We start from the raw sequence: 26,208 nt of genomic DNA on the forward strand, positions 1-26,208 counted from the left end.
GTCTGCGCCGTTCAGGGCTGGGGCTATTGTTCAATCCGCTCATCTTTTTGACCGATATTCGCAAATGAATGCCATCGACACCCTTATCGCGCTGGCCAACCTGCGCGGCAGCCTGGATTTGCGTTGCCAGTTCCAAGGGGACTGGGCGCTGGACCATGCGCCGGAAAACCTCGGCGTGGCGCCGTATCACATCGTGCTCAGCGGCACCTGCCGCGCCGAGTTGTCTGGCGGGCAGTGTGTGACGCTGGAGGAGGGCGATATCCTGCTGATGCCCGGTGGCGGTACCCACTTGCTGCGCAGCCAGGGCGCGCGGATCCGCCCGATGCAGCCTCGCGTTATTGACGGTGGGGTGCTGACCGTGCACCGTTTGGGCGGCAAACAGCCGGATGTGGATATGCTGTGTGGCAGCTTTCACTACAACCGCCAGTCGCTGTTGTTTGATGCGTTGCCGGACTATCTGGTGGTGTCCAGCCGCCAGTGGCAGGGCGATGGGCAATTGGCGGCGTTGATAGCGTTGCTGCGCAGTGAAGCCGACGGGCAGCAAGTGGGCGCCCGTTCGTTTATCAATGCGCTGTCGTCGGCCCTGTTCACCTTGATCCTGCGCAGTTGGCTGAGCGACCAGGCACCGGTGGCGGGTACCTTCGCCTTGCTCGCTGACAAGCGCTTGAGCAAGGCCTGGCAAGCCATGCTGGCTGAACCTGGGTATGAGTGGACCATCGACAGCCTGGCGTTGGCGGCCAGCATGTCCCGCGCCACCTTTATGCGTGCGTTCGTCAAAGTGGCAGGCGTATCGCCCTGGGTGTTGCTCACCCAACTGCGCATGGAGAGGGCGTTCAACCTGCTGCGTCAGTCACGCCTGAGCCTGATCGATATCGCCGCCCAGGTGGGTTATCAGTCCCAGGCGGCGTTCAGCAAGAAATTCAAGGACACCTACGGCCAAGCGCCAGGGCGCATGCGGGCAGGCTAGCCCCAATACCTGTAGGAGCGAGCTTGCTCGCGAAGAACGCACAGGCGCCGCGTTCATTCAGGAAGCGCGCGTTAGCGTTGACGTTTTTCGCGAGCAAGCTCGCTCCTACAGACAGGGGGTCGGATAGGTTGGTCCTTATCGGGCGGGCAGCAGTTTCAAGGTGCCGCGGGTATTGGCCGTCACTTCCTCATCACTGAAGTGCGCCTGCTCGTACCTTCCCTCGATATAGCTCTGCGCCTGGTCGCCATAGTGCGTATCAAACGGCACGCCGCTTTGCCCCACCGGGTTGATGGTGAGGGCGTGGGTCGGGTCGGCGAAGTCGATCAGGCGTCGTGTCGACGGGCCGTAGGTCACCGGCCACGGCGCCGAGCCAATCGGGGCGGTCTGGTTGTTTGGCACTTCGTGGCTGCCCGGTGCCGGGAACGGACCGACGTTGAAGATCTTATCCAGCGGCTTTTGCAGGCCCAGCGGGTGGCCGTGGGTCAAGGTGTGCGCCTTGCCCCACTGCCACTGCGCCGGGTCATCGCCGAACGTCGCCTTGAGGTGGGCCAGGCTGTTGTCCCAGGCGAGCTTGACGGTATCGGCGCGGTTGCCGTTCCACCAGGGTGAGTCTGCCGATGCGGCCAGGCGTGGCAAGGCGGCGTCGATCACGCGGGTGCCGAGCAAAGTCTTGAACAGGGCATCGCCCAGTTTGGGGTGAAAGGTCGCGTCGCTGAGGTTGAACAGCAACTGGTTGAACAGCGTGGCACTGGTGGAGTCCAGCGGGTAGTCACCCTTCCAGTTGGCAAGCTGTTCCACCAATTTGAGTTGCGCCGGGTCCTTGACCACCTCGCGCAGCACCGGCAACAGCGGCGCCAGCAGGCGCGGGCCATAGGCGGTGGTGGTGCCCAGTTGCAGGGCCTGGCTGTTGGTCACATCCCACTTAACGCTTGTGTCGCTCAACTGCGCGTTCAACTGCTGGCCACGGTCAGCCAAATTGTAATAGCCGGGGATCGGCATGCCGGTGGGCGATGCCGGCTGGGCATTGGCGGACACCACGTAGCCGCGCGGCGGGTTTTCTTCCTGGGGGTTGGCACTGAAGGGGTAGAAACCCAGCTTGTCGGCTTGGGCGGTACTGCCGTCGAGGACGAACGCCGGGTTGACGCCAGCCGGGCGGATCGGCAACTGCGCCGCCGCCCACCAGCCGATATCGCCCTTGGCATTGGCCCACACGATGTTCAGGCCCGGCGCCGAGACCTTCGCGGCCGCGGCACGCGCCTTGGCCAGGGTATCGGCACGGTTGAGTTGGTAGAAGCCATCGAGGATCGGGTTTTCGCTGTCGAGGAACGCCCACCACATGGCAATCGGCGTGCTACCGGCGTTCTCACCGAGCACATCGTTGATGATCGGGCCGTGGGGCGAGCGGCGCAGGGTGAGGGTCACCGGCGCCTGGCCCTTGACCTGGATCTGCTGCTCGCTGCTGCTCATGTCCACCCATTGGTCGTGGTACCAGACCTGGTTGGGGTTGTCTGGGTTGACCTTCTCGGCGACCAGGTCGAGGTCGTCGTTCTGGAACATGGTCAGGCTCCAGCCGAAGTCCAGGTTGTGCCCCAGGAACGCCACCGGTACCAGCGCGTTGTGGTAGCCGTACAACTCAAAGCCTGGCGCCGACAACTGCGCTTCGTACCACACCGAAGGCACCGAAAAACGGATATGCGGATCACCCGCCAGCAACGGCTTGCCGCTTTTGGTATGGTTGCCGCTGACGGCCCAGGCATTGCTGCCTTCGAACTGCGGCAGGCCGTTGTCGGACAGGGCCTGTTCGCTCAGGGCGGCGATGGCGCCAAGGGTCTGCCAGTCGCTGGCCGCCAGGTTGAGGGCGCCCTTGGGTTGCCAGTCCAGATCAAAGACCTTCAAGTAGTCGCTGCCCAGCCGGTCGCGCACATAGGTCAGCACCGGCTCGGTGCGAAAGGCCGCGGCAAAGCTGTAGGCCATGTACCCGGCGACGCTGATGCTGTCTTCGGCGGTAAACGGTCGCTTGGCGATGCCCAGCACATCGAACTCCATGGGGCTGGCGTGGCTGTCCTGATACTGGTTGATCCCGTCCAGGTAGGCTTGCAGGGCTTTGGACGAGGCTGAGTCAGGGTCCATGTGCTCCACGTAGCTCAAGGCACGCTCGCGAATGCGCAGGCTGCGAAACAGCTTATCGGTTTCCAGCAGCTTGGGCCCCAGCACCTCGGCCAGTTCACCACGGGCCAAGCGCCGCATGATCTCCATCTGGAACAGGCGGTCCTGGGCATGCACATAGCCCAAGGCGCGGTACAGGTCGGCTTCGTTTTCGGCACGGATATGCGGTACACCACGGTCGTCGTAGCGCACCGTGACCGAGCCTTGCAGGTGCGCCAGCGTCACCGTGCCCTGGCGCGTAGGTTGTTTGCTGTAGACGTACCAACCGGCGCCCAGGGCGACCAGCACAATCAGCACCGCAAAAACCTGCAAGACGCGCTTCATGAACATTCCTTACCAGAGTGGGCGGACTACAGATCCTTAGGCCACGAACAATAGCAGCCTACCGCAAGGGTGTGAGTGGCATTCACCTCGCGTCCGGCTCCAAGGGCCTTGAGGATCGGCTCGATAAAACTGTTGCTGGCGTTGCACGTGAGGCCTTCGCTGTAGGGGCCGAAATACGCCAGCTTGCCGGTGCGATCCCAAATGCCCACGGCCGGGCTGGCGGGGATCTGGTCCGCGCCGGGCAGGGCATCAAGGACTTTCAGGTGGCGCAGGTTCTCGGGCAACTGGCCGTGGCTGCCGGGTTTTTGCAGGGCATAGAACTCCACCCCCTGGGGCGCGTACTGCTCGATCAATTCGCCCAGGTGTTGCTGGTTACCCACATTGCACGGGCAGGCCGGGTCCCAGAAGTGCACCAGACGAATCGGGCCAGGGCCGCTGAGCGCGGCGGGCAGTTGCAGCGCATCGCCGGAAAATACCGCCGTGTGTTCGCTGAAGGCGCGCAGGTAGCGGCCCTGGAACCAGTCATACGCAGCCCACAGCACCCCCGCGCAGATAACCAGGATCAGGCTGGCGAACAGGGCATTACGGTAGGGCGGTCGCATTGGATGTATCCTCGCAGGTCGCGTAGCTTGCCATGCTTGTCCTGACAGATGAATATCGCAGCTCGATATTCATCTTCACCGCAAGTCTGGAAGCCTTTATGCCCGTCACCTTTGACCCTGATCATCTGCGCGAAAGCTTGCGCCCCCTGGTGGATGCGCAGCCGCTGTCAGCCGAGGCGAGGGTTTACCAGCGTTTCTACGGGCTCGACCTGGCCGCACGCCAGGTGCCGGCGGTGAGCCGCCTGGGGCGTTTTGAGGTGGATGGGTTTGAGGTGGTGGCCCAGGTCTGGTGGCCGCCGGCGCCGGTGGCGACGATGTTCCTGTTCCACGGTTTCTACGATCACATGGGGCTGTATCGCCATGTGGTGGAGTGGGCGCTGGACCAGGGCTTCGTGGTGATCGCTTGCGACCTGCCAGGCCATGGCTTGTCCAGCGGCGCACGCGCCAGCATCGATGACTTTGCGGTGTACCAGAGCGTGGTGCAGGCGTTGTTCGTCGAGGCCAAGGCGCTGCAATTGCCGCAACCTTGGCACCTGTTCGGGCAAAGCACCGGCGGCGCCATTGTGGTGGACCACCTGCTCAACCACGGCGCCCAAAGCCCAGCCCAGGGCAAGACCTTCCTGCTGTCGCCATTGGTGCGGCCGCGTGCCTGGGGTTGGTCGCAGGTCAGCTATTACCTGCTGCGCCCGTTCGTCAAAGGCATAGCCCGGCGTTTCAGCGATAACTCCAACGACCCGGCGTTCAAGCCGTTCCTTGAAGCCGACCCGCTACAGCCTCGCCAACTGCCTACCGCCTGGGTGGGGGCGCTGGCGCGCTGGATCAAACGCATCGAAGCCGCACCGCGCAGCCCCCGGCGCCCGGTGATCGTGCAGGGTGAGGAAGATATGACGGTGGATTGGCAGCATAATCTGCAGGTGTTGCGGGGTAAGTTCGATCAGCCTGAGGTGTTGATGCTCAAGCGGGGTCGGCATCACTTGGCCAATGAAATTGCGCAGATTCGCGATGAGTACTTCAGTTTTCTCACCCACCACCTGAAATAACGCAATCCAAATGTGGGAGCTGGCTTGCCTGCGATAGCGGTGTAACTGACAGATCGCAATCGCAGGCAAGCCAGCTCCCACAGGGTTTACTGCGCAAGGCTTGAGGTGCTTTGGCCGACCGCAAGCCCTGCGCGAATGGCGGCAAGGGCGGCCTGGTAGTACGCCTTGCCCTCCGGCGACTCGGCAAAGGTGGCGAATTCTTCCAGCTCCGGGTCGGACAAATCCCGGTAGACATACAGCAAGGTGTTGTTCAAATCCTTGTCGATCTGCTGCATCAGCCGCTCGCGCTGGCCATTCAACATGCCTTGCGCCTGACCGCCGCCGAGCAGGCCGGGGATCATCTGGCTCAAGCTGTCGGCCGCTACGCCCGCAATCGCCAGGCTGACCTCGGCACCGGCCTCGCGGGCGGGCAGGGCCTGGGCCAGGTGGCCGATGATCAGGCTGCGGGTGGCATCGGCTTCGAGTTTGGGCAGGCCCTGGGCATTTTTCGCCAGTTGGTCGCGGCGCGTGGCCAACAACTCGGCGGCGACAATCTTGCGGCCCAGGGGCGATTGGAAAAACGCCAGGGCAGGTTTCGGGTCGGGCAAGTGCTTGCGCAGTTGCGCCTCGGCACGCTGGTCCATGGCCTGGGCGGCAAAGCGTTTATTGCTGTTGTCCACCAGCGCCTGGTACACCACTGGCGGCAGGCTATTGCGGTAGCGCTGCTGGGCGGCACTGAGGGCGTCATTGAAGTGCGCACGTTGTTCGGCCCAGCCGGCGACCTTGTACAACTGGTCATGGCCGTCTGCCCAGGCGGGCAAAACGCAGAACATCAACACAGAAAAAAACAAACGACGCATAAGGACTCCTGTCAGTCGGCCACTATTGTCCGTGTCGGGCGTAGGATTTGTCGAGAAGTCCTATCAGTCACCTGACTAAAGTGTATTCGGACGCTCAACGGCGCTGTCGGATTTCCAGGCGTATGGATACTATGCGCGCCATGCAAATACCCCTCGATCACCCGCTGCTGCAACGCATCGTCGACGACCTGGCCGAAAAAGGCTGGTCGCAGCAAAATGGCTTCCTGCCCCAGGCTCTGACCCTGGAGCTGGCGGCTGAGTGCCGTAAACGTGCGGCGCAGGGTGAACTGGCACCGGCGGCGGTAGGGCGTGGGCCGGCCCAGGAGATTCGCGAAGGCATTCGCGGTGACCATATCCAGTGGCTGGAGGAGGGTGACGCGCCTATCTGCGATACCTACATGGGCATGATGGACGGCCTGTGCCTGGCGATGAATCGCAGCCTGTTCCTGGGCCTGGAAGATTTCGAAAGCCACTTTGCGATGTACCCGCCGGGGGCGTTTTACCTCAAGCATGTGGACCGTTTTCGCGACGACGACCGGCGCATGGTCTCGGCGGTGATCTACTTGAACGACGCCTGGCTGCCCGAGCATGGCGGCCAACTGCGCATGTACCTCAAGGGCGGTGTCGAATACGACGTGGTGCCCACCGGGGGGGGCCTGGTGGTATTCCTGTCGGGCGAGGTGCCCCACGAAGTCCTGCCCGCTACGCGCGAACGCCTGTCCCTGACGGGCTGGTTTCGCCGGCGGGGCAACGAGCCGTTTTAAGCATGGAAAAGATTCTGGTCAGTCGCTGCCTGCTCGGGCACAAGGTACGCTATGACGGCGGGGCCAGCGGCCCATTCGACCAACTGGCGGCGTGGCAAGCTGAAGGCCGCGTGGTTGCCATCTGCCCGGAAGTGGCGGGCGGCTTGCCCACACCGCGCCCGCCGGCCGAAATCCCAGGCGGGCAGGGCATCGACGTGTGGGAAGGCCGCGCCCAGGTGCTGACCGCCGAGGGCGAAGACTTTAGCAACGCCTTCCTCGACGGCGCCCGCCAAGCCTTGGCGCTGGTGCAACGCCATCACATCCGCATCGCCATTCTCAAGGCCAACAGCCCGTCTTGCGGCAACCTGTTGACCTATGACGGCACCTTCGGTGGGGTGAAGGTCAGTGGCGAAGGCGTCACGGCGGCGCTGCTCAAGCGCCATGGTGTGCAGGTGTTCAGTGAGCTGCAGTTGCCTGAGGCGGCGGTGGCTCTCACGCAGCTTTAGAAACTTGCATAGATCAAATGTGGGAGCTGGCTTGCCTGCGATGACGGCCTGCCAGGCGACGCCAATCCAGCTGACACCGCACGATCCAACTGTGGGAGCGGGCTTGCTCGCGAAGGCGGCCTAGCAGTCAACACAGTTGGACCGGGTACATATCCGTTATTTAGGTAACGGCCACCTAGGGTTCCGCTCTGACAGCGGCTCACTTTTGAAAAGCGCAAAAGTAAGCAAAACGCTCTTGCCCCACCACTCGGCACCTCGCTTGGGCTCGGTGTGCCCGAACGCAGGCTTGAATCCGTGGGCCGCCGCCACGCGCCATCCATGGCGCGGGGCGGCTAACCCGGCGTCCTGCCGGGTTACCCACGAATTCAAGCCTGCGTTCGGCCAGCGTGGTTTAACGGGGCGCCTAAGATCAAGAGCAAGATCAAGAGCGGCTCGCTTCGCATCGTGGTTGCCGTCGACTGCTACAGAGTTGTGTAGATATCTATGCTGCGATAGCGGTGTATCAACAGCTTATGCGTAGCTGACAGATCGCTATCGCAGGCAAGCCAGCTCCCACATTTACTGCATCTCGAACCACTTCTTTGTCAGCGCCTTCAGCCGGCCATCGTCCTTCAGCCGCTTCAACGCCCCATTCAAACTGCTTTTGAACGCCGGGTTGCCCTTCTGAAACGGGATCGCCAATTGCGGCTTCTGGTGATAAGCCTCACTGAAATCGAAACGATCCTCAAGCTCGGCAGTCATAGCGATATGGTTAATGGCCACGTCGTACTTGCCGGTTTCCACGCCGGATAGCAGGTCGGCGTTATCGGTGGTGATAAACGAGGAGCGCACCTCCATTTCCTTGGCCAGCAGTTCACCCAGCTCCACTTCAAAGCCGGCGAGTTTGTCGCCCTCTTTGAAATTGTACGGCGGGGTGTTGGCTTCCAGGGCGATGCGCAGTTCACCGCGATCGTTGACGTCGTCAATCAGTTCGGCATGGGCCAAGGGGCTTAGAAGAGCAAGCAACAGCAATAGGCCAGGCGAAAAGCGCATGGTCACTCCTAAAGAATTCGTACAGGCGAGGCGCCGTTCAGCAACGTTTTGCTATGGTGTCGGGTGCCTTGGACCGCAATTTATCGCGAAGTTGTCATAACCCTACAGATTTCACCGAAAAACTGGAGAAGCGAATGAAAGCCCTTTTGTCCCGTGCAACCCTGGCCAGCCTGTTGCTGGGTGCTTCGATGTTGGCCACGGCCGCCGACGGTATCCCGCGCAGCGCCCCACCTGAAGGTGCCAAGGTGTCTATCGTCTCGCCGAAAGACGGCGACACCGTTGATAAAACCTTCACCGTGAAATTCGACATGGAAGGCCTGAAACTGGCCCCGGCCACCGACCAGACGCCAGGTACCGGCCATCACCACCTTCTGATTGATCAGAAAGAATTGCCGGATGCGAAATTGCCGATTCCGGCCACCGACACTGTGATCCATTACGGCAAGGCTCAGACCGAGACTCAAGTGACCCTCACTCCAGGCAAGCACACCTTGCAACTGGTGGCCGGCGACAAACTGCACATGCAGTTCAACCCGACTGTAGCCTCGAAAGTCATCACGGTTAACGTGAAGTAAGATTTGTTCAGACGAAAAAGGGAGCCCCATGGGCTCCCTTTTTTGTGGTGCAAGGTTGAAGCCTTAGAACAGCACGCGGCTACGAATAGTGCCGTTGATGTGCTGCAGCTTTTCTTGCGCCAGGTCCGAGTACTCGGCGTCGACGTCGATTACCACGTAGCCGACCTTCTCGTTGGTCTGCAGGAACTGACCGGAGATGTTGATGCCGTTTTCCGCGAAGACCTTGTTGATCTCCATCATCACGCCAGGGATGTTTTGGTGGATGTGCAGCAGACGGTGCTTGCCCGGGTGAGCCGGCAGGGCTACTTCCGGGAAGTTGACCGACGATACCGAGGTACCGTTGTCGCTGTACTTGACCAGTTTTTCCGAGACTTCCAGGCCGATGTTGGCTTGGGCTTCAGCGGTGGAGCCGCCGATGTGCGGGGTCAGGATCACGTTGTCCAGGCCACGCAGCGGGCTTTCGAAGATGTCATCGTTGGAGCGTGGCTCCACCGGGAACACGTCGATGGCAGCGCCGATCAGGTGCTTGTCCTTGATCGCGTCAGCCAGGGCATCCAGCTCGACCACGGTGCCGCGTGCGGCGTTGATCAGGATCCCGCCTTTCTTGATCGCGCGGATTTCCTTCTCGCCGATCATCCACTGAGTCTCGGCCGTTTCCGGAACGTGCAGGGTGACGATGTCGGACATGCCCAGCAGCTCAGTCAGGCTGGCCACTTGGGTGGCGTTGCCCAATGGCAGCTTGGTCAGGGTGTCGTAGAAGAACACCTGCATGCCCAGGCCTTCAGCCAACACCGACAATTGCGTGCCGATCGAGCCGTAGCCGACGATACCCAGCTTCTTGCCGCGGATTTCGAAGGAGTTGGCCGCGCTCTTGATCCAGCCGCCACGGTGGCAGGAAGCGTTCTTCTCAGGGATACCGCGCAGCAGCAGGATGGCCTCGGCCAGCACCAGCTCCGCAACGGAACGGGTGTTGGAGTACGGTGCGTTGAACACCGCGATGCCGCGCTCGCGCGCTGCATTGAGGTCGACCTGGTTGGTGCCGATGCAGAAACAGCCGACAGCCACGAGTTTCTTGGCGTGGTCGAAGATCTCTTCGGTCAGCTGAGTGCGGGAGCGAATGCCGATAAAGTGCGCGTCGGCGATCTTTTCCTTGAGCTGGGCTTCCGGCAGAGAACTGGTGATGTACTCAATGCTGGTGTACCCGGCGGCTTTCAGAACGTCGACAGCCGATGGGTGGACGCCTTCCAGAAGAAGGAACTTGATCTTGCTCTTATCGAGAGAAGTCTTGCTCATCTGCGTAAACCTGTATCCCGGAGAAAATTGGCAGGGAGTCGAGCAGCGCAAGCTGACCCGGACGGCAGGAAAGCCGTCACCGCAGAAACGCCCTTTGGGTCTGTCCTGCGGGGGCGGTATGCTAGCATACGCACCCCGCTAAACACCTATTCCTGCGACGTGAAGCGTTCTCAGGATGACCATGAATTGTTCGAGAGTTCTGTCGATGACCCATCCTGCCCTGATTGATGAGCTAAAGACCCTGGTTGAGCCCGGCAAAGTGCTGACCGACGCCGACTCCCTGGAGGCTTACGGCAAGGATTGGACCAAGCATTTCGCCCCCGCACCCACCGCCATCGTGTTCCCCAAGACCACCGAGCAGGTGCAGGCCATCGTACGCTGGGCCAATGAACACAAGGTGGCGCTGGTGCCATCGGGTGGGCGCACGGGCTTGTCGGCGGCTGCCGTTGCCGCCAATGGCGAAGTGGTGGTGTCGTTCGACTATATGAACCAGATCCTCGACGTGAACCTCACCGACCGCACCGCCGTGTGCCAGCCGGGTGTGGTCACCAAGCAACTGCAGAACGTCGCAGAAGAAAACGGCCTGTATTACCCGGTGGATTTCGCCTCATCCGGTTCCAGCCAGATTGGCGGCAATATCGGCACCAATGCCGGCGGGATCAAAGTAATTCGCTACGGCATGACCCGCAACTGGGTGGCCGGCATGAAGGTCGTCACCGGCAAAGGTGATGTGCTGGAGCTGAACCGCGACCTGATCAAGAACGCCACCGGCTACGACATGCGCCAGCTGTTTATCGGCGCCGAGGGCACCTTGGGCTTTGTGGTCGAGGCCACCATGCGCCTGGACCGTGCGCCGAAAAACCTCACGGCGATGGTACTCGGCACGACTGATTTCGACTCGATCATGCCGGTGCTGCATGCCTTCCAGAGCAAGCTGGACCTGACCGCCTTCGAGTTCTTCTCCGACAAGGCCCTGGCCAAAGTCCTCGGCCGTGGCGACGTGCCGGCACCGTTCGAAACCGAGTGCCCGTTCTACGCCCTGCTGGAATTCGAAGCCACCACCGAAGAAGTCGCCAACCACGCCCTGGAAACCTTCGAGCATTGCGTGGAACAGGGCTGGGTGCTGGATGGCGTGATGAGCCAGAGCGAAACCCAACTGCACAACCTGTGGAAGCTGCGCGAGTACATCTCCGAAACCATTTCCCACTGGACGCCGTACAAGAACGATATCTCGGTGACCGTTTCGAAAGTGCCGGCCTTCCTGAGCGAAATTGACGCGATCGTCGGCGAACACTACCCGGATTTCGAAATCGTCTGGTTCGGCCATATCGGTGACGGCAACCTGCACTTGAACATCCTCAAGCCGGAAAACCTGAGCAAAGACGAGTTCTTTGCCAAGTGCGCCACCGTGAACAAGTGGGTGTTCGAGACCGTCGCCAAGTACAACGGCTCGATCTCCGCCGAGCATGGCGTGGGCATGACCAAGCGCGATTACCTGACCTACAGCCGTTCACCGGTTGAAATCGAATACATGAAAGCCGTCAAAGCCGTGTTCGACCCTAACGGGATCATGAACCCCGGCAAGATCTTCGCTGTTTAATCGCACCTGAAGGAGTCGTTCCATGAGCTACCAGCACAAGTATGTCGACGGCACCAACATCCACTTCCCGGTGGGCAAAGTGGTGTGCATCGGGCGCAACTACGCGGAACACGCCAAGGAACTGGACAACCCGGTGCCTACCGAGCCGCTGTTGTTCATCAAGCCGGGCAGCTGCGTGGTGCCGTTGGAAGGCGGCTTTGCCATACCGACCGAACGCGGTTCGGTGCACTACGAAGCGGAAATCGCCGTGTTGATCGGCAAGCCTTTGTCCGCCAAGCCGAGCCGGGAAGAAGTGCTGGACGCCATCTCCGGATTTGCCCCGGCCCTGGACCTGACCCTGCGCGACAAGCAGGCCGAGCTCAAAGCCAAGGGCTTGCCGTGGGAAATCGCCAAGTCGTTCGATGGCGCGGCGGTGATTGCGCCCTTCGTGGTCAGCAGTACCTTTGCGGACGTGACCGATATCGGCATTCGCCTGAGCATCAACGGCCAAGTGCGCCAGGACGGCAACAGCGCGCAGATGCTCAACCCGATTGTGCCGATGATCCAGTACATGGCGGGTTGCTTCTCCCTGCAAGCGGGCGACGTGATCCTGACCGGCACCCCGGCGGGTGTAGGCCCGTTGAATGTGGGGGATGAAGTGGTGCTTGAGCTGGCGGGTGTGAACCGCTTCGAAAGTGTCGTGCGCTAAGTAGCAGACAAACTGCGATCAAACTGTGGGAGCGGGCTTGCTCGCGAATGCGCGGTGTCAGTCAATGCATCAACGACTGGACCACCGCATTCGCGAGCAAGCCCGCTCCCACATTGGCTCTTCATTACATCCTGAATCCTTGCTTTTGCATTTTTTTCACACGCCACCCGGATAATTCCCCGCTCTTGCGCGCAGGTCCTTGAATCCTGTGCTATCCCCTACAGCTGACTTTCCGGAAAAGCGCTCAATGGTCGTGCCTCTGCCCACTTCGAAAACCTCGCTTCGCTCTCGCTTGTCCATGCGCTGGTATTCCTGGGTATTTTTGGCTGGTGCCATTTTGTATGGCATCGCCTGGGCCATGCACTGGGACGATCGCGGTGTGCTGTGGGTGCTGGAGCGTTTCGAGACTTCGGCTGAGCGCCGCGAAAGTGTGTGGCTACCGGACTATCACGCGGTGATCGACGCCAAGTTGCTGCCCGGTATGGAGAAGGACGAGGCATCAGACCTGTCTTACAACCCCCAGACCAAAACCCTGTTTTCGGTGATGGGCAAGAACCCCTTCCTGGTCGAGCTGAGCCTGCAAGGCGATGTGTTGCGCAAAATGCCGCTCAACGGCTGGAACAATCCGGAAGGCGTGGCGGTGATGGAAAACGGCTTGATGGCCGTGGTCGATGAGCGCGATCACAGCCTCACCGTGGTCAAGGTCGACGCCAGCACCACCGCGCTGAACAAGGCCGATTTTCCCAGCCATGACCTGGGCCCGTCCAAAGACCAGAACAAAGCCTTTGAAGCCGTCACCTGGGACAAGCGCAACCAGCAGCTGGTGCTGGGCGAAGAGCGCCCGCCGGCCTTGTTCACCTGGAAAAGCGATGGCAACACGCTGACTGGCGACAAGCAAAAACTGGCCAGCACCGAACTGGATGTGCGCAACCTCTCGGCTTTGTCCATCGACCCACGTACCGGGCATCTGCTGGTCATGTCGGCCGATTCCCACCTGCTGCTGGAGCTGGATGAAACCGGCGAACAGGTCAGCTTCATGACCTTGCTCGGCGGTTTCAACGGCCTCAAGGACACGATCCCGCGTGCCGAAGGCGTGACCATGGACGAGAGCGGCAATCTGTACATGGTCAGTGAGCCAAACCTGTTCTATCGTTTTGAAAAGCAGAAATAACTGACGAATTACGTCAGACTTTTCTTTATAAACGGCATTCGCCAGACAGTCCGGTGCGTTTAAGTTTAAATTCAGGTGACCTTGATATCTATTCGCCAGTTTTTTCTCTGAGCCCGCCCCGATGCGTCGACTTGCCCGCCCCAAACCTGCTGTTTATATCCTGCTGTTGCTCGCCTTGGTTGCTGCCGGGCTGGTTGCACAGCAGTTCCGTCTGTTCGAACGCGCCTGGTTCAACTGGCGGGTGTGGTACCAGCCGGCTGATGAGCGTGCCATTGGCTTGGCGGATTACCGCGTCACCCTCGAAGGCCGGGTGATCGAAGGGCTCGACGATGATGTCTCGGCTCTGACCTACGACCCCGTGCGCAAAAGTCTGTTTACCGTCACCAATAAAAACGCCGAACTGGTCGAGTTGTCGCTGGAGGGCAAGATCCTGCGGCGTATTCCCCTGGTGGGCTTTGGCGATGCCGAAGCGGTTGAATTTATCAGCGACAACATCTACGTCATCAGCGATGAGCGCCAGCAGCGCTTGATCAAGGTGCATGTGGATGACGACACCACGTTCCTCGATGCCGCCGATGCGGAGCAAATGACCCTGGGCGTGCACGTCGGCGGCAACAAGGGCTTTGAAGGGTTGGCCTACGATTCGGTGGGCAAGCGCCTGTTCGTGGCCAAGGAGCGCGACCCCATGCTGATCTACGAGGTGCATGGGTTTCCCCATTTCAAACCGGAAAAAACCTACTCGGTGCACGTAATCAACAACCCCAAGCGCGATGCCGGGCTGTTTGTGCGCGACCTGTCGAGCCTGCAATACGACGAGCGCAGCGGCCATCTGTTGGCGCTGTCGGATGAGTCTTTTCTGGTCTTGGAGCTGGATATCGATGGTCGCCCTCTAAGCAGTTTGTCGTTGCTTAAAGGGCGCCATGGCCTGAGCAAGCGTGTGCCCCAGGCCGAAGGGATCGCCATGGATGACGACGGCACGCTGTACATGGTCAGCGAGCCCAACCTGTTTTACGTGTTCAAGAAGCCTTGATCAGAACATCCATTGCACGCCCAGCGAATAACCGGTCTGGCTGCCTTCAGCATGCCCCAGGCGACCATTGACCTCGGCAAACACGCCCAACTGTGGGGTGATCGCCAGTTGGCTGCCCAGTTGTGCACGAGCAAAGCTCTTGTCCACTGAGCCCAGCCTGGCGGTGCGGGCCTGGCCATCGGCGCGTGCAGTGAGTTGCAGGTCGTCCAGGCGGCCATCGGCCAATTCCTTGACCCAGGCGATGTCGCCGTAGGGCATCAGGTTCAGACCATAGGGCAGGGCAACCGCGCCGCGCACGCGCCAGCCGAGGCTGGCTTCCAGGGAGTCGAAAGACTGCTCTTCGTATTCCAGGGCTGTGCGCAGGTTCTGTTTTTCGTGGAACTTGTCGATGCGGTAATGGCTGTAGTCCAGGCCGGCGAACGGCCCGCTCTTGATCGCGCCAAAGTCAAAGTCATAGCCACCCAGCACCCGTGCGCCCAGCGCCAGAGCATCGGTGTCGCCCGTCAGTTGCTGGTTGAGCAGGATCGGCCCGCCATTGGCCTGGATGACCAGGTTGCGCTTGGAATCGAAGCGCGTGTGGCCCACGCTCAGGTCACCGGCCAGCCAGCTTGGCCCGCCATCGTTGAGCAGCGCATAGACAGCTGCCTGCCAGGTGTCGCTGTCGAGCTTGCCGCGATGCTCCAGTTTGTCGCGCCCATTGAGGTAGCTGAGGCTGGCGCCGATATTCAGGCTTGAAGTCAGTTGGTAGTCGCCGAGGGCATGCAGCCCCAGACGCCGGGCTTCGGGGTTGGGGGCGCTGTCAAAGCCGCTGTCCGGGTTGTATTCGCCATTCACGCCGATCTCGCCATCAAAGCTGCCGACGTCGCGGCTGGCCGCTTGCAGGGTCAGCCAGCGGCGATCATGCAGACGCACCAGGGCCTGATGCTGGCGCTGCAGGTTGTCTTGCATATTGCGCGCAACGGCGCCGCCAGAGGCGGTCGAGGCCATCAGGTCGGCGTTGGTCAGTTCCAGCACCAGGCGGCTGAGCAGGCGTGAATAGTCACGCAGGCGCTGGTCGATGCGTGCCTGGCCGAATGCATCGGTCAGCACGGCTTTGTTGTCTTCGGTGGGGTCGTGCCAGGTCGAGCCGCCGGGGATTTTCGGGTTGTCGGTCTGGGTGTAGCCATCCAGGTCGCCCAGTTCCCAGTTGGTGGCCTCTATATAAAGGATCGGGATATTCAGCGGTTCGAACGCCTCACCATCGCTGCAGCAGCCAGTGCCCTTCGGGTACTGCGGGTCGAGGCCGGGGTTGCTGAACAAGGGGATGTTCAACTCCTTGGCGATCTGGAAGGTGTGCTCGCGCAGGGAGGCCAAGGCCGGGTTGGCGGTGCTGTTCTGGCCGGCGTGGGCGTACATCATGTCGCCGGTGATCAGGCTGTCGAGGTTGATCATCGCGAGCATGTTGGCGCGCTGGCTGGCGCTGAGTGAGTCGACAAAGGCCCGCGAGCCGCGCAGGCCTTCTTCTTCGGCGCCGAAGCCGACGATTTGCAGGCCATTTTCCAGTGACAGGCCGCCGAGGTTCTTCGCCACCTCAGTCAACACGCTGGCGCCGGAACCGTTGTCATCCAGGCCTTGCAGGGTCGGGCGGCCGAAGTACGTATCGAAATGCGCGCCAATCACCACGTACTGGGGCTTGGTGCCAGCGGCAGAGGCCACCACGTTTTGCGAAGCCCGGCTGCCGTTGTTCCAGGTGAAGTCCTGGCGGCTGAGGCTATAGGTGTTGCCCATCTGGCTCTGCATCCAGTCGGCTGCCCCGGCAAAATTGGCCGTGCCGCGATAACGGCCAGGGTAGTCGTTGATCAGTTTTTCCAGGGTGGTGTTGGCGTGCTGGCCGTAATCATAGGCTTGGCTATGGGTGGGCAGCAGGGCACCGGCAACGCTGATGGCGAGGGCTAGAGGCTTTATCACAAGGTCTTCCTTGAGGTGAGGGGGACGTTCAAGCCCAGACCCTTTGCACAATGCGCGCCTCATTCCATGGGCGGCTGCGAATTGGCGCATTGTTAAACGCGTGGGTCGCGTGGCTGTAATTTGTATCCGATTGGATACCAGGCGGGGCAGGGGATGCCGTGACAGAGCGCACGGTTTTGGCGAGGAGTGCTGCGAAAAGTAGCGTTTTTGTTACATCGCTCTAGCGCCGAGCGCCTAACAAATGTGGGAGCGGGCTTGCTCGCGAATGCGGTGTGTCAGTAACAAAAATAGTGACTGACACACCGCATTCGCGAGCAAGCCCGCTCCCACATTTAGCCCGGTTTGTTCTTAGGCCTTGAGGGTTTTCACGCCTTCCGGGGTGCCCAGCAGCAACACATCCGCCGGGCGCGCGGCGAACAGGCCGTTGGTGACCACGCCCACGATGGCGTTGATCTGCGTCTCCAGCTCCACCGGGTTGGTGATCTGCATATTGAACACGTCGAGGATGATGTTGCCGTTGTCGGTCAACACGCCTTCGCGGTACACCGGGTCGCCGCCTAGTTTCACCAGCTCGCGGGCCACGTGGCTGCGGGCCATGGGGATGACTTCCACCGGCAGTGGGAACGTGCCCAGCACGGGGACCAGCTTGCTCGCGTCGGCGATGCAGATGAAGGTCTTGGCCACGGCCGCGACAATCTTCTCGCGGGTCAGGGCCGCGCCGCCGCCTTTGATCAGGTTCAGGTGCTCGTCGCTTTCATCGGCGCCGTCGACGTAGAACTCCAGGTCGCTTACGGTGTTGAGCTCGTACACCGGGATGCCATGGCCCTTGAGGCGGGCAGCGGTGGCTTCGGAACTGGCCACGGCGCCGTCGAACGCGCCCTTGTGCTGGGCCAGTGCGTCGATAAAGCAGTTGGCGGTGGAGCCGGTGCCGACACCGACGATGCTCTTGTCGTCGAGTTTAGGAAGGATTAAATCGACAGCGGCCTGGGCCACTGCCTGTTTGAGTTGATCCTGGGTCATGCGGGCTCCGGAACGGGCGGGGAATTAACGAGGGCGGCGAGTATAACCCAACAAAACCTCGGGATTCGTGTGGTCGCCCGGCCAAACGCTGGGTTAGACTCCTTGGCCCTGCCCAACCCGTGAAGTAGATGCCTGCCGATGCTTGAACACTACGTCAAAAAAATCCTCACCTCGCGCGTTTACGACATCGCCGTGGAAACCCCCTTGCAGACTGCCCGCCAGCTCTCCGAGCGGCTGGGTAACAAGATTTGGCTCAAGCGCGAAGACTTGCAGCCGGTGTTCTCGTTCAAGATTCGCGGCGCCTACAACAAGCTCACCCAGCTCAGCGCCGAAGAACGTGCGCGCGGTGTCGTCACCGCGTCGGCCGGCAACCATGCCCAGGGCCTGGCCCTGGCGGCCAGGGTGCTGGGGGTGAAAGCCACCATCGTGATGCCCAAGACCACCCCAGAGATCAAGGTCGAAGGCGTGCGCTCCCGTGGCGGCAAAGTGGTGCTGCACGGTGACTCCTTCCCGGAAGCCCTGGCCTACTCGCTCAAGCTGGTCGACGAAAAAGGCTACGTCTACATCCACCCCTACGATGATCCGCACACCATTGCCGGGCAGGGCACCGTGGCGATGGAAATCCTGCGCCAGCACCCAGGGCCGCTGGACGCGATTTTCGTACCGGTGGGCGGCGGCGGCCTGATCGCCGGGATTGCGGCGTATGTGAAATACCTGCGCCCGGAGATCAAGATCATCGGCGTGGAACCGGACGACTCCAACTGCCTGCAAGCTGCCATGGCGGCGGGCGAGCGCGTGGTATTGCCCACCGTTGGCATCTTCGCCGACGGCGTGGCGGTGGCGCAGATCGGCCAGCACACCTTCGACATTTGCAAAGACTACGTGGATGAAGTGATCACCGTCAGCACCGATGAAATCTGTGCGGCGATCAAGGACATCTACGACGATACCCGCTCCATCACCGAGCCGGCCGGCGCGCTGGGCGTGGCCGGGATCAAAAAGTACGTCGAGACCCGTGGCGTCAGCGGCCAGACCTTTGTCGCCATCGACTCGGGCGCCAACGTCAACTTCGACCGTTTGCGCCACGTGGCCGAGCGCGCCGAACTGGGTGAGGGTCGTGAAGCCATCATCGCGGTGACCATCCCCGAGCGGCCGGGCAGCTTCAAGGCCTTCTGCGAAGCGGTGGGCAAGCGCCAGATCACCGAATTCAATTACCGCTACCACTCCGGCAGCGAAGCGCACATCTTCGTCGGCGTGCAGACCCACCCTGAGAACGACCCGCGCAGCGCGTTGGTGGCCAGCCTGACCAGCCAGGGTTTCCCGGTGCTGGACCTTACCGAGAACGAACTGGCCAAGTTGCACATTCGCCATATGGTTGGCGGGCATGCGGCCAAAGTCAGCGACGAGCTGGTGTTTCGCTTCGAATTCCCGGAGCGGCCGGGGGCGTTGTTCAACTTCCTCCACAAGCTCGGCGGGCGCTGGAACATCTCGATGTTCCACTACCGCAACCACGGCGCGGCAGACGGCCGTGTGGTTGCCGGGCTGCAAGTACCGGCGGACGAGCGCCACCTGGTGCCTGCCGCGTTGGCGCAAATCGGTTACCCGTACTGGGATGAAAGCGAAAACCCGGCTTACCAGCTGTTCCTCGGTTGAGCGACTACGCTGACTGAGCGGCCTACAAGGAATAGAGACCATGGAAACGCTGACCACCCTCAAGGTGATCCACATCACCGCCACCGTATTGCTGCTGCTCAGCGGCCTGGGCCTGGCGGTATTGGCGTGGCGTAAACGCAGCGCCGGCCCGGCCGCGACCGTGCAGCGCCCCTGGGCATTTGTATGGCTGCTGATGGGCATTTGCCTGGTCAGCATGCCGTTCACCGGCTGGTGGCTGGTGCACCTGCTCGGCTGGCCATTGGGGCAAACCTGGATCTTGGGCTCCAGCATCCTCTACACCGTGGCGGCACTGGCGTGGTTCTGGCTGGTGGCACGGCTCAATCGGCTGCGCAAGGGCGAGGGCGGGAGCCTGAATTTCACCTTGGTGCTGGCGGTGGTCAGCCTGGTGGGGTTTGTGGCGATTGCAGGGCTTATGGGTGCCAAGCCTGTTTGATTCCCTGTAGGAGCGAGCTTGCTCGCGAAAAACTCAAGGGCGCCGCGTTCATTCAGGATGCCCGCGTCATCGTTGGCGATTTTCGCGAGCAAGCTCGCTCCTACAGGTGAAGCCGGTCAGCCGCGCAGTGTAATCACCGGCCAGTCACGCTTTTCAGCCTCAGCGCGCAAATTCGGATCCGGATCCACTGCCACCGGGTGCGTCACCTGCTCCAGCAACGGCAAATCATTCATCGAGTCGCTGTAGAAGTAGCTGTCTTGCAGGCTATGCCCGGTTTCTTCCAACCAACGGTTCAAACGTGTCACCTTGCCCTCGCGAAAGCACGGCACGTCGGTGCTGCGCCCGGTGTAGCGGCCGTCCACCATTTCGCACTCGGTGGCGATCAGGGTTTCGACGCCCAGGCGTTCGGCAATCGGCGCGGTGACGAAGCGGTTGGTGGCGGTGATGATCACCAGCTTGTCGCCGGCGGCGCGGTGCTTGGCCAGCAGCTCGACGGCCTTGGGGAGCAGGATGGGCTCGATGCAGTCGCGCATGTAGTCGTTGTGCCACTCGTCCAGCTGGGCCATCTCGGTGCGGCCGAGGATTTCCAGGCAGAAGTTCAAGTAGGCGGCGTTATCCAGCGTGCCGGCCAGGTAGTCCTGGTAGAACTCATCGTTGCGGGCCTTGTAGGCCACCGGGTCGAGAAAACCGCGTTCACACAGGTAATCGCCCCAGGCGTGATCGCTGTCACCGCCCAGAAGGGTATTGTCCAAGTCGAATAAAGCCAGGCGCATTGCAGTTACTCGCTGAAAAGTCTGTAAAAAGGCGTCCAGAATACGGTCTTTTCACAAGAGTGCACATAAGGTAAGAAGCCTCGTTGCCGCTGGAACAACCTTTGTGGAACAATGCGGCGACATGCGTTTGCGAGGTTGTTGCCGTGATCGACCCCGATGGTTTCCGTCCTAATGTCGGCATTATTCTGACGAATGATGCCGGACAGGTGCTATGGGCTCGCCGAATCAACCAAGATGCCTGGCAGTTTCCTCAAGGTGGAATCAACCCCGACGAAACCCCTGAAGACGCCTTGTACCGTGAGTTGAACGAAGAAGTCGGCCTTGAGCGCGAAGATGTACAAATTCTGGCCTGTACCCGTGGCTGGTTGCGCTATCGTTTGCCGCAACGCCTGGTGCGTACCCACAGCCAACCGCTGTGCATCGGCCAGAAGCAGAAATGGTTTCTTTTGCGCCTGATCTCCAACGAGCAGCGGGTGCGAATGGATTTGACCGGTAAACCGGAGTTCGATGGCTGGCGCTGGGTCAGCTATTGGTATCCGTTGGGCCAGGTGGTGACATTCAAGCGCGAGGTTTATCGTCGCGCTCTCAAAGAGCTTGCCCCGCGCCTTTTAGCGCGCGACTGACGACGGAGTTCGACCCCGAGCCATGCTCAATACGCTGCGCAAGATCGTCCAGGAAGTTAACTCCGCCAAGGATCTCAAGGCGGCGTTGGGGATTATTGTGTTGCGCGTCAAGGAAGCCATGGGCAGCCAGGTCTGCTCGGTTTACCTGCTGGACCCCGAGACCAACCGTTTTGTGCTGATGGCCACGGAGGGCTTGAACAAGCGCTCCATCGGCAAGGTCAGCATGGCGCCCAATGAAGGTCTGGTGGGCCTGGTGGGGACGCGTGAAGAACCCCTTAACCTCGAGAACGCGGCCGATCACCCGCGTTATCGCTACTTTGCCGAAACCGGTGAAGAGCGCTACGCCTCGTTCCTTGGCGCACCGATCATTCACCACCGCCGCGTTGTCGGCGTGTTGGTCATCCAGCAAAAAGAGCGTCGCCAGTTCGACGAAGGCGAAGAAGCCTTCCTGGTGACCATGAGCGCGCAACTGGCCGGGGTTATCGCCCACGCCGAAGCGACCGGCTCGATTCGCGGCCTGGGACGCCAGGGCAAGGGTATCCAGGAAGCCAAGTTCGTCGGCGTACCGGGTTCGCCAGGCGCCGCGGTGGGTACCGCGGTGGTCATGCTGCCGCCCGCCGACCTCGATGTGGTGCCGGACAAGAGCGTCAGTGACATCGACGCCGAGATCAAACTGTTCAAGACCGCCCTGGAAGGCGTGCGCGCCGACATGCGCAACCTGTCGACCAAGCTGGCCACCCAGTTGCGCCCCGAAGAGCGTGCGCTGTTCGACGTGTACCAGATGATGCTCGACGACGCGTCCCTGGGTAACGAAGTCAAGACCGTGATCAAGACTGGCCAGTGGGCCCAGGGCGCGTTGCGCCAGGTGGTCACCGATCACGTCAACCGTTTCGAAATGATGGACGACGCCTACCTGCGCGAGCGGGCATCGGATGTGCGCGACCTGGGTCGCCGCCTGTTGGCGTACCTGCAGGAAGACCGCAGCACCAACATGGTCTTCCCCGATAACACCATCTTGGTCAGTGAAGAATTGACCGCCACCCAGCTTGGCGAAGTGCCTGAAGGCAAGCTGGTGGGCCTGGTATCGGTATTGGGTTCGGGTAACTCCCACGTGGCGATCCTGGCCCGGGCCATGGGCATCCCGACGGTGATGGGCCTGGTGGACCTGCCGTATTCCAAGGTCGATGGCATCGACATGATCGTCGACGGGCATCGCGGCGAAGTGTTCACCAACCCCAGCGACGTGCTGCGCAAGCAATACGCCGAGGTGGTGGAAGAAGAGAAGCAACTGGCCCAGGGCCTGGATTCGCTACGCGAGCTGCCGTGTGTCACCCCCGATGGCCACCGGGTACCGCTGCTGGTCAACACCGGCCTGCTGGCGGATGTAGCCCGTGCGCAACAGCGCGGCGCCGAAGGGGTGGGGCTGTACCGCACCGAAGTGCCGTTCATGATCAACCAGCGTTTCCCGAGCGAGAAGGAGCAGCTGGCGATTTATCGCGAGCAACTGCAAGCCTTCCACCCGTTACCGGTGACGATGCGCAGCCTGGATATTGGCGGCGATAAGTCACTGTCCTATTTCCCCATCAAGGAAGACAACCCCTTCCTTGGCTGGCGCGGTATTCGCGTTACCCTCGACCATCCCGAAATCTTCCTCGTCCAGACCCGCGCCATGCTCAAGGCCAGCGAGGGTTTGAACAACCTGCGCATCCTGCTGCCGATGATCTCCGGCACCCATGAGCTGGAAGAAGCCCTGCACCTGATCCACCGTGCCTGGGGCGAAGTGCGCGACGAAGGCGCCGATGTGCCGATGCCGCCGATTGGCGTGATGATCGAAATCCCGGCGGCGGTGTACCAGGCCAAGGAACTGGCGCGGCAGGTGGACTTCCTGTCGGTAGGCTCCAACGACCTGACCCAGTACCTGCTGGCCGTGGACCGTAACAACCCACGGGTGGCCGACCTTTACGACTACCTGCACCCGGCGGTGCTGCAAGCGCTGCAACACGTGGTGCGCGACGCCCATGCCGAAGGCAAACCGGTGAGTATCTGCGGCGAAATGGCCGGCGACCCGGCGGCGGCGGTGCTGTTGATGGCGATGGGTTTTGACAGCCTGTCGATGAACGCCACCAACTTGCCGAAAGTGAAGTGGATGCTGCGCCAGGTGGAGTTGAGCAGGGCCAAGGATTTGCTCGCCGAGTTGATGACCATCGACAACCCGCAAGTTATCCACAGCTCGCTGCAACTGGCGTTGAAGAACCTGGGGTTGACCCGGATGATCAACCCGGCCTCGGCCAAAACCCTCTAAACCGAGGCGCCTTCATCGCAGGCAAGCCAGCTCCCACAGGGAACCGCATTCCAAATGTGGGAGCTGGCTTGCCTGCGATGACGTCAGCCCAAGCGCCGTCAGATTTCCAGTTCGACCTCACCCAGCCGCCCACCGTGCGGGCCAAAGCTACGCTCCAGCATCCTTCGTGTCCCATCGGCATTCACAATCAACGCCGTGCTCGCCCGTGTCCCGTAACTGGGGCTGGCGATAAACACGCTCGACAGCAGGCTTTCTGTCGCCAGGCCTACGCCGGTGTCCGGCAGCTCAGCAAACGGCGCGATCTGCGGGTCGCTCAGAATCCGCAGCAGGGCCTTAGGCTCTGGGTTCTCCAGCACTGCGCGGAACGCCGCCTTGGCCTTTAGCAACTTCGGCCAGGGCGTATCCAGCCCGGCATTGGATAACCCATACACCCCAGCCTTCAACCGCGTCGGTTCGGTGTCCTTGGCGTTGTAGTGCCACAGCTCATCCCGCGTGCCCACCAGCAGGTTGAACCCGGCGTATTCAATCGAGCGTCCATTCACATCGGCCAAATAATCGTCAATTGGCAGCGAACCACTGAGAAACCGCGCAACCAGTTCGCCGCGAGACTTGCGTGCCGGTGGCTGGTGCGGGTCGCGGATGTTGGTCAAGGCGGCAAAGCGCCCATCCGCGTTCACCCCCAGCCAGGTGCCCCCGGCCTCCTGATCGCGACCGGCGTAGACCCGGGGCGCATCCGCCCACTGGGCCAAGGGCAGGCTGGGGCGGGCGTAGAACTCATCGCGGTTGGCCGCGACGATCAACGGCTGGGCATGGCCCGGTCGCCAGGCGAAAACAATCAGGCACATCGGGTGACCCCTTTTGTGTTTTTGCCACTCTACCCACAGACGCGCAGGTGTTCCATCGTCTCGAAGTTGGGCCGCGCACCTCTGATCCGTTAACATGCCGGGCTGTTTGGTGTGTATGTGAACTTCTTAATTTGATCTCGCAGCTGTAACGCAGGCTTAATCGCACATCGGCATGGTCCGGTGCGTCATGACTAAATGTTTTAACGAGGAGTCGCAATGCTGCCTTACCCGCAGATCGACCCGGTGGCCCTGGCCATCGGTCCGCTGAAAATCCATTGGTACGGGTTGATGTACCTGATCGGCATCGGCGGTGCCTGGCTGCTGGCTTCCCGGCGCCTGAACCGTTTCGACCCGACCTGGACCAAGGAGAAGCTCTCCGACATGGTGTTCTGGATGTCGATGGGCGTGATCGTCGGCGGGCGCCTGGGGTATGTGCTGTTCTACGACCTGTCTGCGTATCTCGCCAACCCGACCCTGATCTTTGAAGTGTGGAAGGGCGGCATGGCGTTCCACGGCGGGTTTATCGGCGTGATGATCGCCGCCTGGTGGTTTGGCCGGCGCAATGGCAAGTCGTTCTTCCAGCTGATGGACTTCGTCGCCCCCTTCGTGCCGATCGGCCTGGGCGCCGGGCGCATTGGTAACTTTATCAACGCCGAGCTGTGGGGCAAGCCGACCGACGTGCCGTGGGCGATGGTGTTCCCGCCGTTCAGCGACCCGGCGCAACTGCCGCGCCACCCGTCGCAGCTGTACCAGTTCGCGTTGGAAGGTGTGGCACTGTTCCTTATCCTCTACATATTCTCGCGCAAGCCACGCCCAACCATGGCCGTGTCGGGCATGTTCGCGCTGTTCTACGGGATTTTCCGCTTTATCGTCGAATTCGTACGGGTGCCGGATGCGCAGTTGGGCTACCTGGCGTGGGGCTGGCTGACCATGGGTCAGGTGCTTAGCCTGCCGATGATCCTGGCGGGCCTGGGCATGCTGTGGTGGGCGTACAATCGCCCGCAGCCGCTGAAGAACGCCGCGCTTTAAATTCGAATGCCAAGACCAGGAGGTCTTGGCTTCAACGATACGGGTAAAAACATGAAGCAATATCTCGAACTGCTGCAGGACGTCGTGACCAATGGCCTGACCAAGGGCGACCGCACGGGCACCGGCACCAAGGCTGTGTTTGCGCGTCAGTATCGGCATAACCTGGCCGACGGCTTCCCGCTGCTGACCACCAAGAAGCTGCACTTCAAAAGCATCGCCAACGAACTGATCTGGATGTTGAGCGGCAACACCAACATCAAGTGGCTCAACGAAAATGGCGTGAAGATCTGGGACGAATGGGCCACCGAAGACGGCGACCTGGGCCCGGTGTACGGCGAGCAGTGGACCGCCTGGCCGACCAAGGACGGCGGCACGATCAACCAGATCGACTACATGGTGCACACGCTCAAGACCAACCCCAACAGCCGGCGCATCCTGTTCCATGGCTGGAACGTCGAGTACCTGCCGGACGAAACCCAGAGCCCGCAGGAAAACGCGCGTAACGGCAAGCAAGCCCTGCCGCCGTGCCATTTGCTGTACCAGGCGTTCGTGCATGACGGCCATCTGTCGATGCAGTTGTATATCCGCAGCTCCGACGTGTTCCTGGGCCTGCCGTACAACACCGCCGCGCTGGCGTTGCTGACCCACATGCTGGCCCAGCAATGCGACCTGATCCCCCACGAGATCATCGTCACCACCGGCGACACCCACGCCTACAGCAACCACATGGAACAGATCCAGACCCAGTTGGCGCGTACGCCGAAAAAACTGCCGGAACTGGTGATCAAGCGTAAGCCTGCGTCGATCTACGACTACAAGTTCGAAGACTTTGAAATCGTGGGCTACGACGCCGACCCAAGCATCAAGGCCGACGTGGCTATCTAAAGCCTGTTGCGGTCAGAAACTGTGGGAGCTGGCTTGCCTACGATAGCGCAGTGTCAGGCGACATCAATGTTGCTGGCACACCGCTATCGCAGGCAAGCCAG

24 protein-coding genes are annotated in these 26,208 nt (G+C 61.2%); 15 read left to right on the plus strand and 9 right to left on the minus strand.

Features of this window, described 5'->3' with window-relative positions; translation table 11 throughout:
• Positions 1–64 precede the first annotated feature (64 nt).
• Positions 65–967: an AraC family transcriptional regulator gene (locus CRN80_RS10420; protein ID WP_098950093.1), complete on the plus strand. Its 903-nt coding sequence runs from the start codon at positions 65–67 to the stop codon at positions 965–967.
• Positions 968–1,102: 135 nt separating this feature from the next.
• Here CRN80_RS10420 and CRN80_RS10425 read toward each other — a convergent pair whose 3' ends face one another.
• Together CRN80_RS10425 and CRN80_RS10430 are read right to left on the minus strand one after the other, a co-directional pair.
• Positions 1,103–3,457, minus strand: a complete 2,355-nt coding sequence (locus CRN80_RS10425) for a penicillin acylase family protein (RefSeq protein ID WP_098950094.1) — start codon at positions 3,455–3,457, stop codon at positions 1,103–1,105.
• Positions 3,458–3,483: 26 nt separating this feature from the next.
• Positions 3,484–4,059 carry a DUF6436 domain-containing protein gene (locus tag CRN80_RS10430; protein ID WP_032894642.1) on the minus strand — a complete coding sequence of 192 codons (576 nt, stop codon included), beginning with the start codon at positions 4,057–4,059 and terminating at the stop codon, positions 3,484–3,486.
• A 98-nt stretch (positions 4,060–4,157) separates the two neighbouring features.
• Here CRN80_RS10430 and CRN80_RS10435 point away from each other — a divergent pair, with 98 nt between their 5' ends.
• Positions 4,158–5,099: an alpha/beta hydrolase gene (locus CRN80_RS10435; protein ID WP_098950095.1), complete on the plus strand. Its 942-nt coding sequence runs from the start codon at positions 4,158–4,160 to the stop codon at positions 5,097–5,099.
• Between the two features lie 86 nt (positions 5,100–5,185).
• On the opposite strand, the gene CRN80_RS10440 is transcribed toward CRN80_RS10435, so the two are convergent.
• Positions 5,186–5,938, minus strand: coding sequence for a DUF2059 domain-containing protein (locus CRN80_RS10440; RefSeq protein ID WP_032894643.1), 753 nt, complete (start codon positions 5,936–5,938; stop codon positions 5,186–5,188).
• Between the two features lie 131 nt (positions 5,939–6,069).
• Between CRN80_RS10440 and CRN80_RS10445 the strand changes: the two genes are divergently transcribed.
• Both CRN80_RS10445 and CRN80_RS10450 read left to right on the plus strand, forming a co-directional pair.
• Complete coding sequence (locus CRN80_RS10445) at positions 6,070–6,702, plus strand: 2OG-Fe(II) oxygenase (RefSeq protein ID WP_098950096.1); 633 nt, start codon at positions 6,070–6,072, stop codon at positions 6,700–6,702.
• Between the two features lie 2 nt (positions 6,703–6,704).
• Complete coding sequence (locus CRN80_RS10450) at positions 6,705–7,187, plus strand: DUF523 domain-containing protein (RefSeq protein WP_098950097.1); 483 nt, start codon at positions 6,705–6,707, stop codon at positions 7,185–7,187.
• 558 nt (positions 7,188–7,745) lie between these two features.
• Here the strand turns inward: CRN80_RS10450 and CRN80_RS10460 are convergent.
• Positions 7,746–8,219 (minus strand): transporter substrate-binding domain-containing protein, encoded by a 474-nt coding sequence (locus tag CRN80_RS10460; RefSeq protein ID WP_098950098.1) that lies wholly within the window; start codon positions 8,217–8,219, stop codon positions 7,746–7,748.
• 134 nt (positions 8,220–8,353) lie between these two features.
• Here CRN80_RS10460 and CRN80_RS10465 point away from each other — a divergent pair, with 134 nt between their 5' ends.
• The gene (locus CRN80_RS10465) at positions 8,354–8,794 is read left to right on the plus strand and encodes a DUF4399 domain-containing protein (protein WP_098950099.1); all 441 of its coding nucleotides are present in this window, start codon (positions 8,354–8,356) and stop codon (positions 8,792–8,794) included.
• A 63-nt stretch (positions 8,795–8,857) separates the two neighbouring features.
• On the opposite strand, the gene serA is transcribed toward CRN80_RS10465, so the two are convergent.
• Positions 8,858–10,087, minus strand: coding sequence for a phosphoglycerate dehydrogenase (serA, locus tag CRN80_RS10470; protein WP_003195214.1), 1,230 nt, complete (start codon positions 10,085–10,087; stop codon positions 8,858–8,860).
• Between the two features lie 205 nt (positions 10,088–10,292).
• Here serA and CRN80_RS10480 point away from each other — a divergent pair, with 205 nt between their 5' ends.
• The 4 genes from CRN80_RS10480 to CRN80_RS10495 all read left to right on the plus strand — a co-directional run bounded on the left by CRN80_RS10480 (position 10,293) and on the right by CRN80_RS10495 (position 14,576).
• Entirely contained in the window at positions 10,293–11,687 is a 1,395-nt protein-coding gene (locus CRN80_RS10480; protein ID WP_003195210.1) for an FAD-binding oxidoreductase, read from the plus strand.
• Between the two features lie 22 nt (positions 11,688–11,709).
• Complete coding sequence (locus CRN80_RS10485) at positions 11,710–12,375, plus strand: fumarylacetoacetate hydrolase family protein (protein WP_032894647.1); 666 nt, start codon at positions 11,710–11,712, stop codon at positions 12,373–12,375.
• Positions 12,376–12,622: 247 nt separating this feature from the next.
• A complete protein-coding gene (locus CRN80_RS10490; RefSeq protein ID WP_098950100.1) occupies positions 12,623–13,546 on the plus strand; it encodes an SdiA-regulated domain-containing protein in 924 nt (307 codons plus the stop codon).
• Positions 13,547–13,667: 121 nt separating this feature from the next.
• Positions 13,668–14,576: an SdiA-regulated domain-containing protein gene (locus CRN80_RS10495; protein WP_098950101.1), complete on the plus strand. Its 909-nt coding sequence runs from the start codon at positions 13,668–13,670 to the stop codon at positions 14,574–14,576.
• Here CRN80_RS10495 and CRN80_RS10500 read toward each other — a convergent pair whose 3' ends face one another.
• Together CRN80_RS10500 and rpiA are read right to left on the minus strand one after the other, a co-directional pair.
• Positions 14,577–16,523 (minus strand): autotransporter domain-containing protein, encoded by a 1,947-nt coding sequence (locus CRN80_RS10500; protein ID WP_098950102.1) that lies wholly within the window; start codon positions 16,521–16,523, stop codon positions 14,577–14,579.
• 348 nt (positions 16,524–16,871) lie between these two features.
• Entirely contained in the window at positions 16,872–17,543 is a 672-nt protein-coding gene (gene rpiA, locus CRN80_RS10505) for a ribose-5-phosphate isomerase RpiA (protein ID WP_003195201.1), read from the minus strand.
• 138 nt (positions 17,544–17,681) lie between these two features.
• On the opposite strand from rpiA, the gene ilvA reads away from it, so the two are divergent.
• Both ilvA and CRN80_RS10515 read left to right on the plus strand, forming a co-directional pair.
• Positions 17,682–19,196, plus strand: a complete 1,515-nt coding sequence (ilvA, locus tag CRN80_RS10510) for a threonine ammonia-lyase, biosynthetic (protein WP_098950103.1) — start codon at positions 17,682–17,684, stop codon at positions 19,194–19,196.
• Positions 19,197–19,236: 40 nt separating this feature from the next.
• Positions 19,237–19,650 (plus strand): DUF2269 family protein, encoded by a 414-nt coding sequence (locus CRN80_RS10515; RefSeq protein WP_014720366.1) that lies wholly within the window; start codon positions 19,237–19,239, stop codon positions 19,648–19,650.
• Positions 19,651–19,766: 116 nt separating this feature from the next.
• On the opposite strand, the gene CRN80_RS10520 is transcribed toward CRN80_RS10515, so the two are convergent.
• Positions 19,767–20,423 (minus strand): HAD family phosphatase, encoded by a 657-nt coding sequence (locus CRN80_RS10520; RefSeq protein ID WP_098950104.1) that lies wholly within the window; start codon positions 20,421–20,423, stop codon positions 19,767–19,769.
• Positions 20,424–20,566: 143 nt separating this feature from the next.
• Here CRN80_RS10520 and CRN80_RS10525 point away from each other — a divergent pair, with 143 nt between their 5' ends.
• Together CRN80_RS10525 and ptsP are read left to right on the plus strand one after the other, a co-directional pair.
• Positions 20,567–21,046, plus strand: a complete 480-nt coding sequence (locus CRN80_RS10525; RefSeq protein ID WP_003176750.1) for an RNA pyrophosphohydrolase — start codon at positions 20,567–20,569, stop codon at positions 21,044–21,046.
• Positions 21,047–21,068: 22 nt separating this feature from the next.
• Complete coding sequence (gene ptsP / locus CRN80_RS10530) at positions 21,069–23,348, plus strand: phosphoenolpyruvate--protein phosphotransferase (protein ID WP_003195193.1); 2,280 nt, start codon at positions 21,069–21,071, stop codon at positions 23,346–23,348.
• A gap of 98 nt (positions 23,349–23,446) precedes the next feature.
• On the opposite strand, the gene CRN80_RS10535 is transcribed toward ptsP, so the two are convergent.
• The gene (locus CRN80_RS10535) at positions 23,447–24,193 is read right to left on the minus strand and encodes an NRDE family protein (RefSeq protein WP_098950105.1); all 747 of its coding nucleotides are present in this window, start codon (positions 24,191–24,193) and stop codon (positions 23,447–23,449) included.
• Positions 24,194–24,409: 216 nt separating this feature from the next.
• Between CRN80_RS10535 and lgt the strand changes: the two genes are divergently transcribed.
• Entirely contained in the window at positions 24,410–25,222 is an 813-nt protein-coding gene (lgt, locus tag CRN80_RS10540) for a prolipoprotein diacylglyceryl transferase (protein ID WP_003195189.1), read from the plus strand.
• Between the two features lie 51 nt (positions 25,223–25,273).
• A complete protein-coding gene (locus tag CRN80_RS10545; RefSeq protein WP_014720362.1) occupies positions 25,274–26,107 on the plus strand; it encodes a thymidylate synthase in 834 nt (277 codons plus the stop codon).
• The last annotated feature ends 101 nt before the right edge of the window (positions 26,108–26,208 follow it).

This window comes from Pseudomonas sp. FDAARGOS_380, from assembly GCF_002591235.1.
Classification (GTDB): Bacteria; Pseudomonadota; Gammaproteobacteria; order Pseudomonadales; family Pseudomonadaceae; genus Aquipseudomonas; species Aquipseudomonas salmasensis.

What these genes read in the sequence shown, in the direction of transcription:
- CRN80_RS10465 (WP_098950099.1), top strand. Translation starts at nt 8,354, where the DNA reads ATGAAAGCCCTTTTGTCCCGTGCAACCCTGGCCAGCCTGTTGCTGGGT.
- CRN80_RS10425 (WP_098950094.1), bottom strand. Translation starts at nt 3,457, where the DNA reads ATGAAGCGCGTCTTGCAGGTTTTTGCGGTGCTGATTGTGCTGGTCGCC.
- CRN80_RS10460 (WP_098950098.1), bottom strand. Translation starts at nt 8,219, where the DNA reads ATGCGCTTTTCGCCTGGCCTATTGCTGTTGCTTGCTCTTCTAAGCCCC.
- CRN80_RS10445 (WP_098950096.1), top strand. Translation starts at nt 6,070, where the DNA reads ATGCGCGCCATGCAAATACCCCTCGATCACCCGCTGCTGCAACGCATC.
- CRN80_RS10515 (WP_014720366.1), top strand. Translation starts at nt 19,237, where the DNA reads ATGGAAACGCTGACCACCCTCAAGGTGATCCACATCACCGCCACCGTA.
- CRN80_RS10420 (WP_098950093.1), top strand. Translation starts at nt 65, where the DNA reads ATGAATGCCATCGACACCCTTATCGCGCTGGCCAACCTGCGCGGCAGC.
- CRN80_RS10440 (WP_032894643.1), bottom strand. Translation starts at nt 5,938, where the DNA reads ATGCGTCGTTTGTTTTTTTCTGTGTTGATGTTCTGCGTTTTGCCCGCC.
- CRN80_RS10535 (WP_098950105.1), bottom strand. Translation starts at nt 24,193, where the DNA reads ATGTGCCTGATTGTTTTCGCCTGGCGACCGGGCCATGCCCAGCCGTTG.
- CRN80_RS10430 (WP_032894642.1), bottom strand. Translation starts at nt 4,059, where the DNA reads ATGCGACCGCCCTACCGTAATGCCCTGTTCGCCAGCCTGATCCTGGTT.
- CRN80_RS10495 (WP_098950101.1), top strand. Translation starts at nt 13,668, where the DNA reads ATGCGTCGACTTGCCCGCCCCAAACCTGCTGTTTATATCCTGCTGTTG.
- CRN80_RS10485 (WP_032894647.1), top strand. Translation starts at nt 11,710, where the DNA reads ATGAGCTACCAGCACAAGTATGTCGACGGCACCAACATCCACTTCCCG.
- lgt (WP_003195189.1), top strand. Translation starts at nt 24,410, where the DNA reads ATGCTGCCTTACCCGCAGATCGACCCGGTGGCCCTGGCCATCGGTCCG.
- CRN80_RS10545 (WP_014720362.1), top strand. Translation starts at nt 25,274, where the DNA reads ATGAAGCAATATCTCGAACTGCTGCAGGACGTCGTGACCAATGGCCTG.
- CRN80_RS10480 (WP_003195210.1), top strand. Translation starts at nt 10,293, where the DNA reads ATGACCCATCCTGCCCTGATTGATGAGCTAAAGACCCTGGTTGAGCCC.
- CRN80_RS10450 (WP_098950097.1), top strand. Translation starts at nt 6,705, where the DNA reads ATGGAAAAGATTCTGGTCAGTCGCTGCCTGCTCGGGCACAAGGTACGC.
- ptsP (WP_003195193.1), top strand. Translation starts at nt 21,069, where the DNA reads ATGCTCAATACGCTGCGCAAGATCGTCCAGGAAGTTAACTCCGCCAAG.
- serA (WP_003195214.1), bottom strand. Translation starts at nt 10,087, where the DNA reads ATGAGCAAGACTTCTCTCGATAAGAGCAAGATCAAGTTCCTTCTTCTG.
- CRN80_RS10490 (WP_098950100.1), top strand. Translation starts at nt 12,623, where the DNA reads ATGGTCGTGCCTCTGCCCACTTCGAAAACCTCGCTTCGCTCTCGCTTG.
- ilvA (WP_098950103.1), top strand. Translation starts at nt 17,682, where the DNA reads ATGCTTGAACACTACGTCAAAAAAATCCTCACCTCGCGCGTTTACGAC.
- CRN80_RS10435 (WP_098950095.1), top strand. Translation starts at nt 4,158, where the DNA reads ATGCCCGTCACCTTTGACCCTGATCATCTGCGCGAAAGCTTGCGCCCC.
- rpiA (WP_003195201.1), bottom strand. Translation starts at nt 17,543, where the DNA reads ATGACCCAGGATCAACTCAAACAGGCAGTGGCCCAGGCCGCTGTCGAT.
- CRN80_RS10520 (WP_098950104.1), bottom strand. Translation starts at nt 20,423, where the DNA reads ATGCGCCTGGCTTTATTCGACTTGGACAATACCCTTCTGGGCGGTGAC.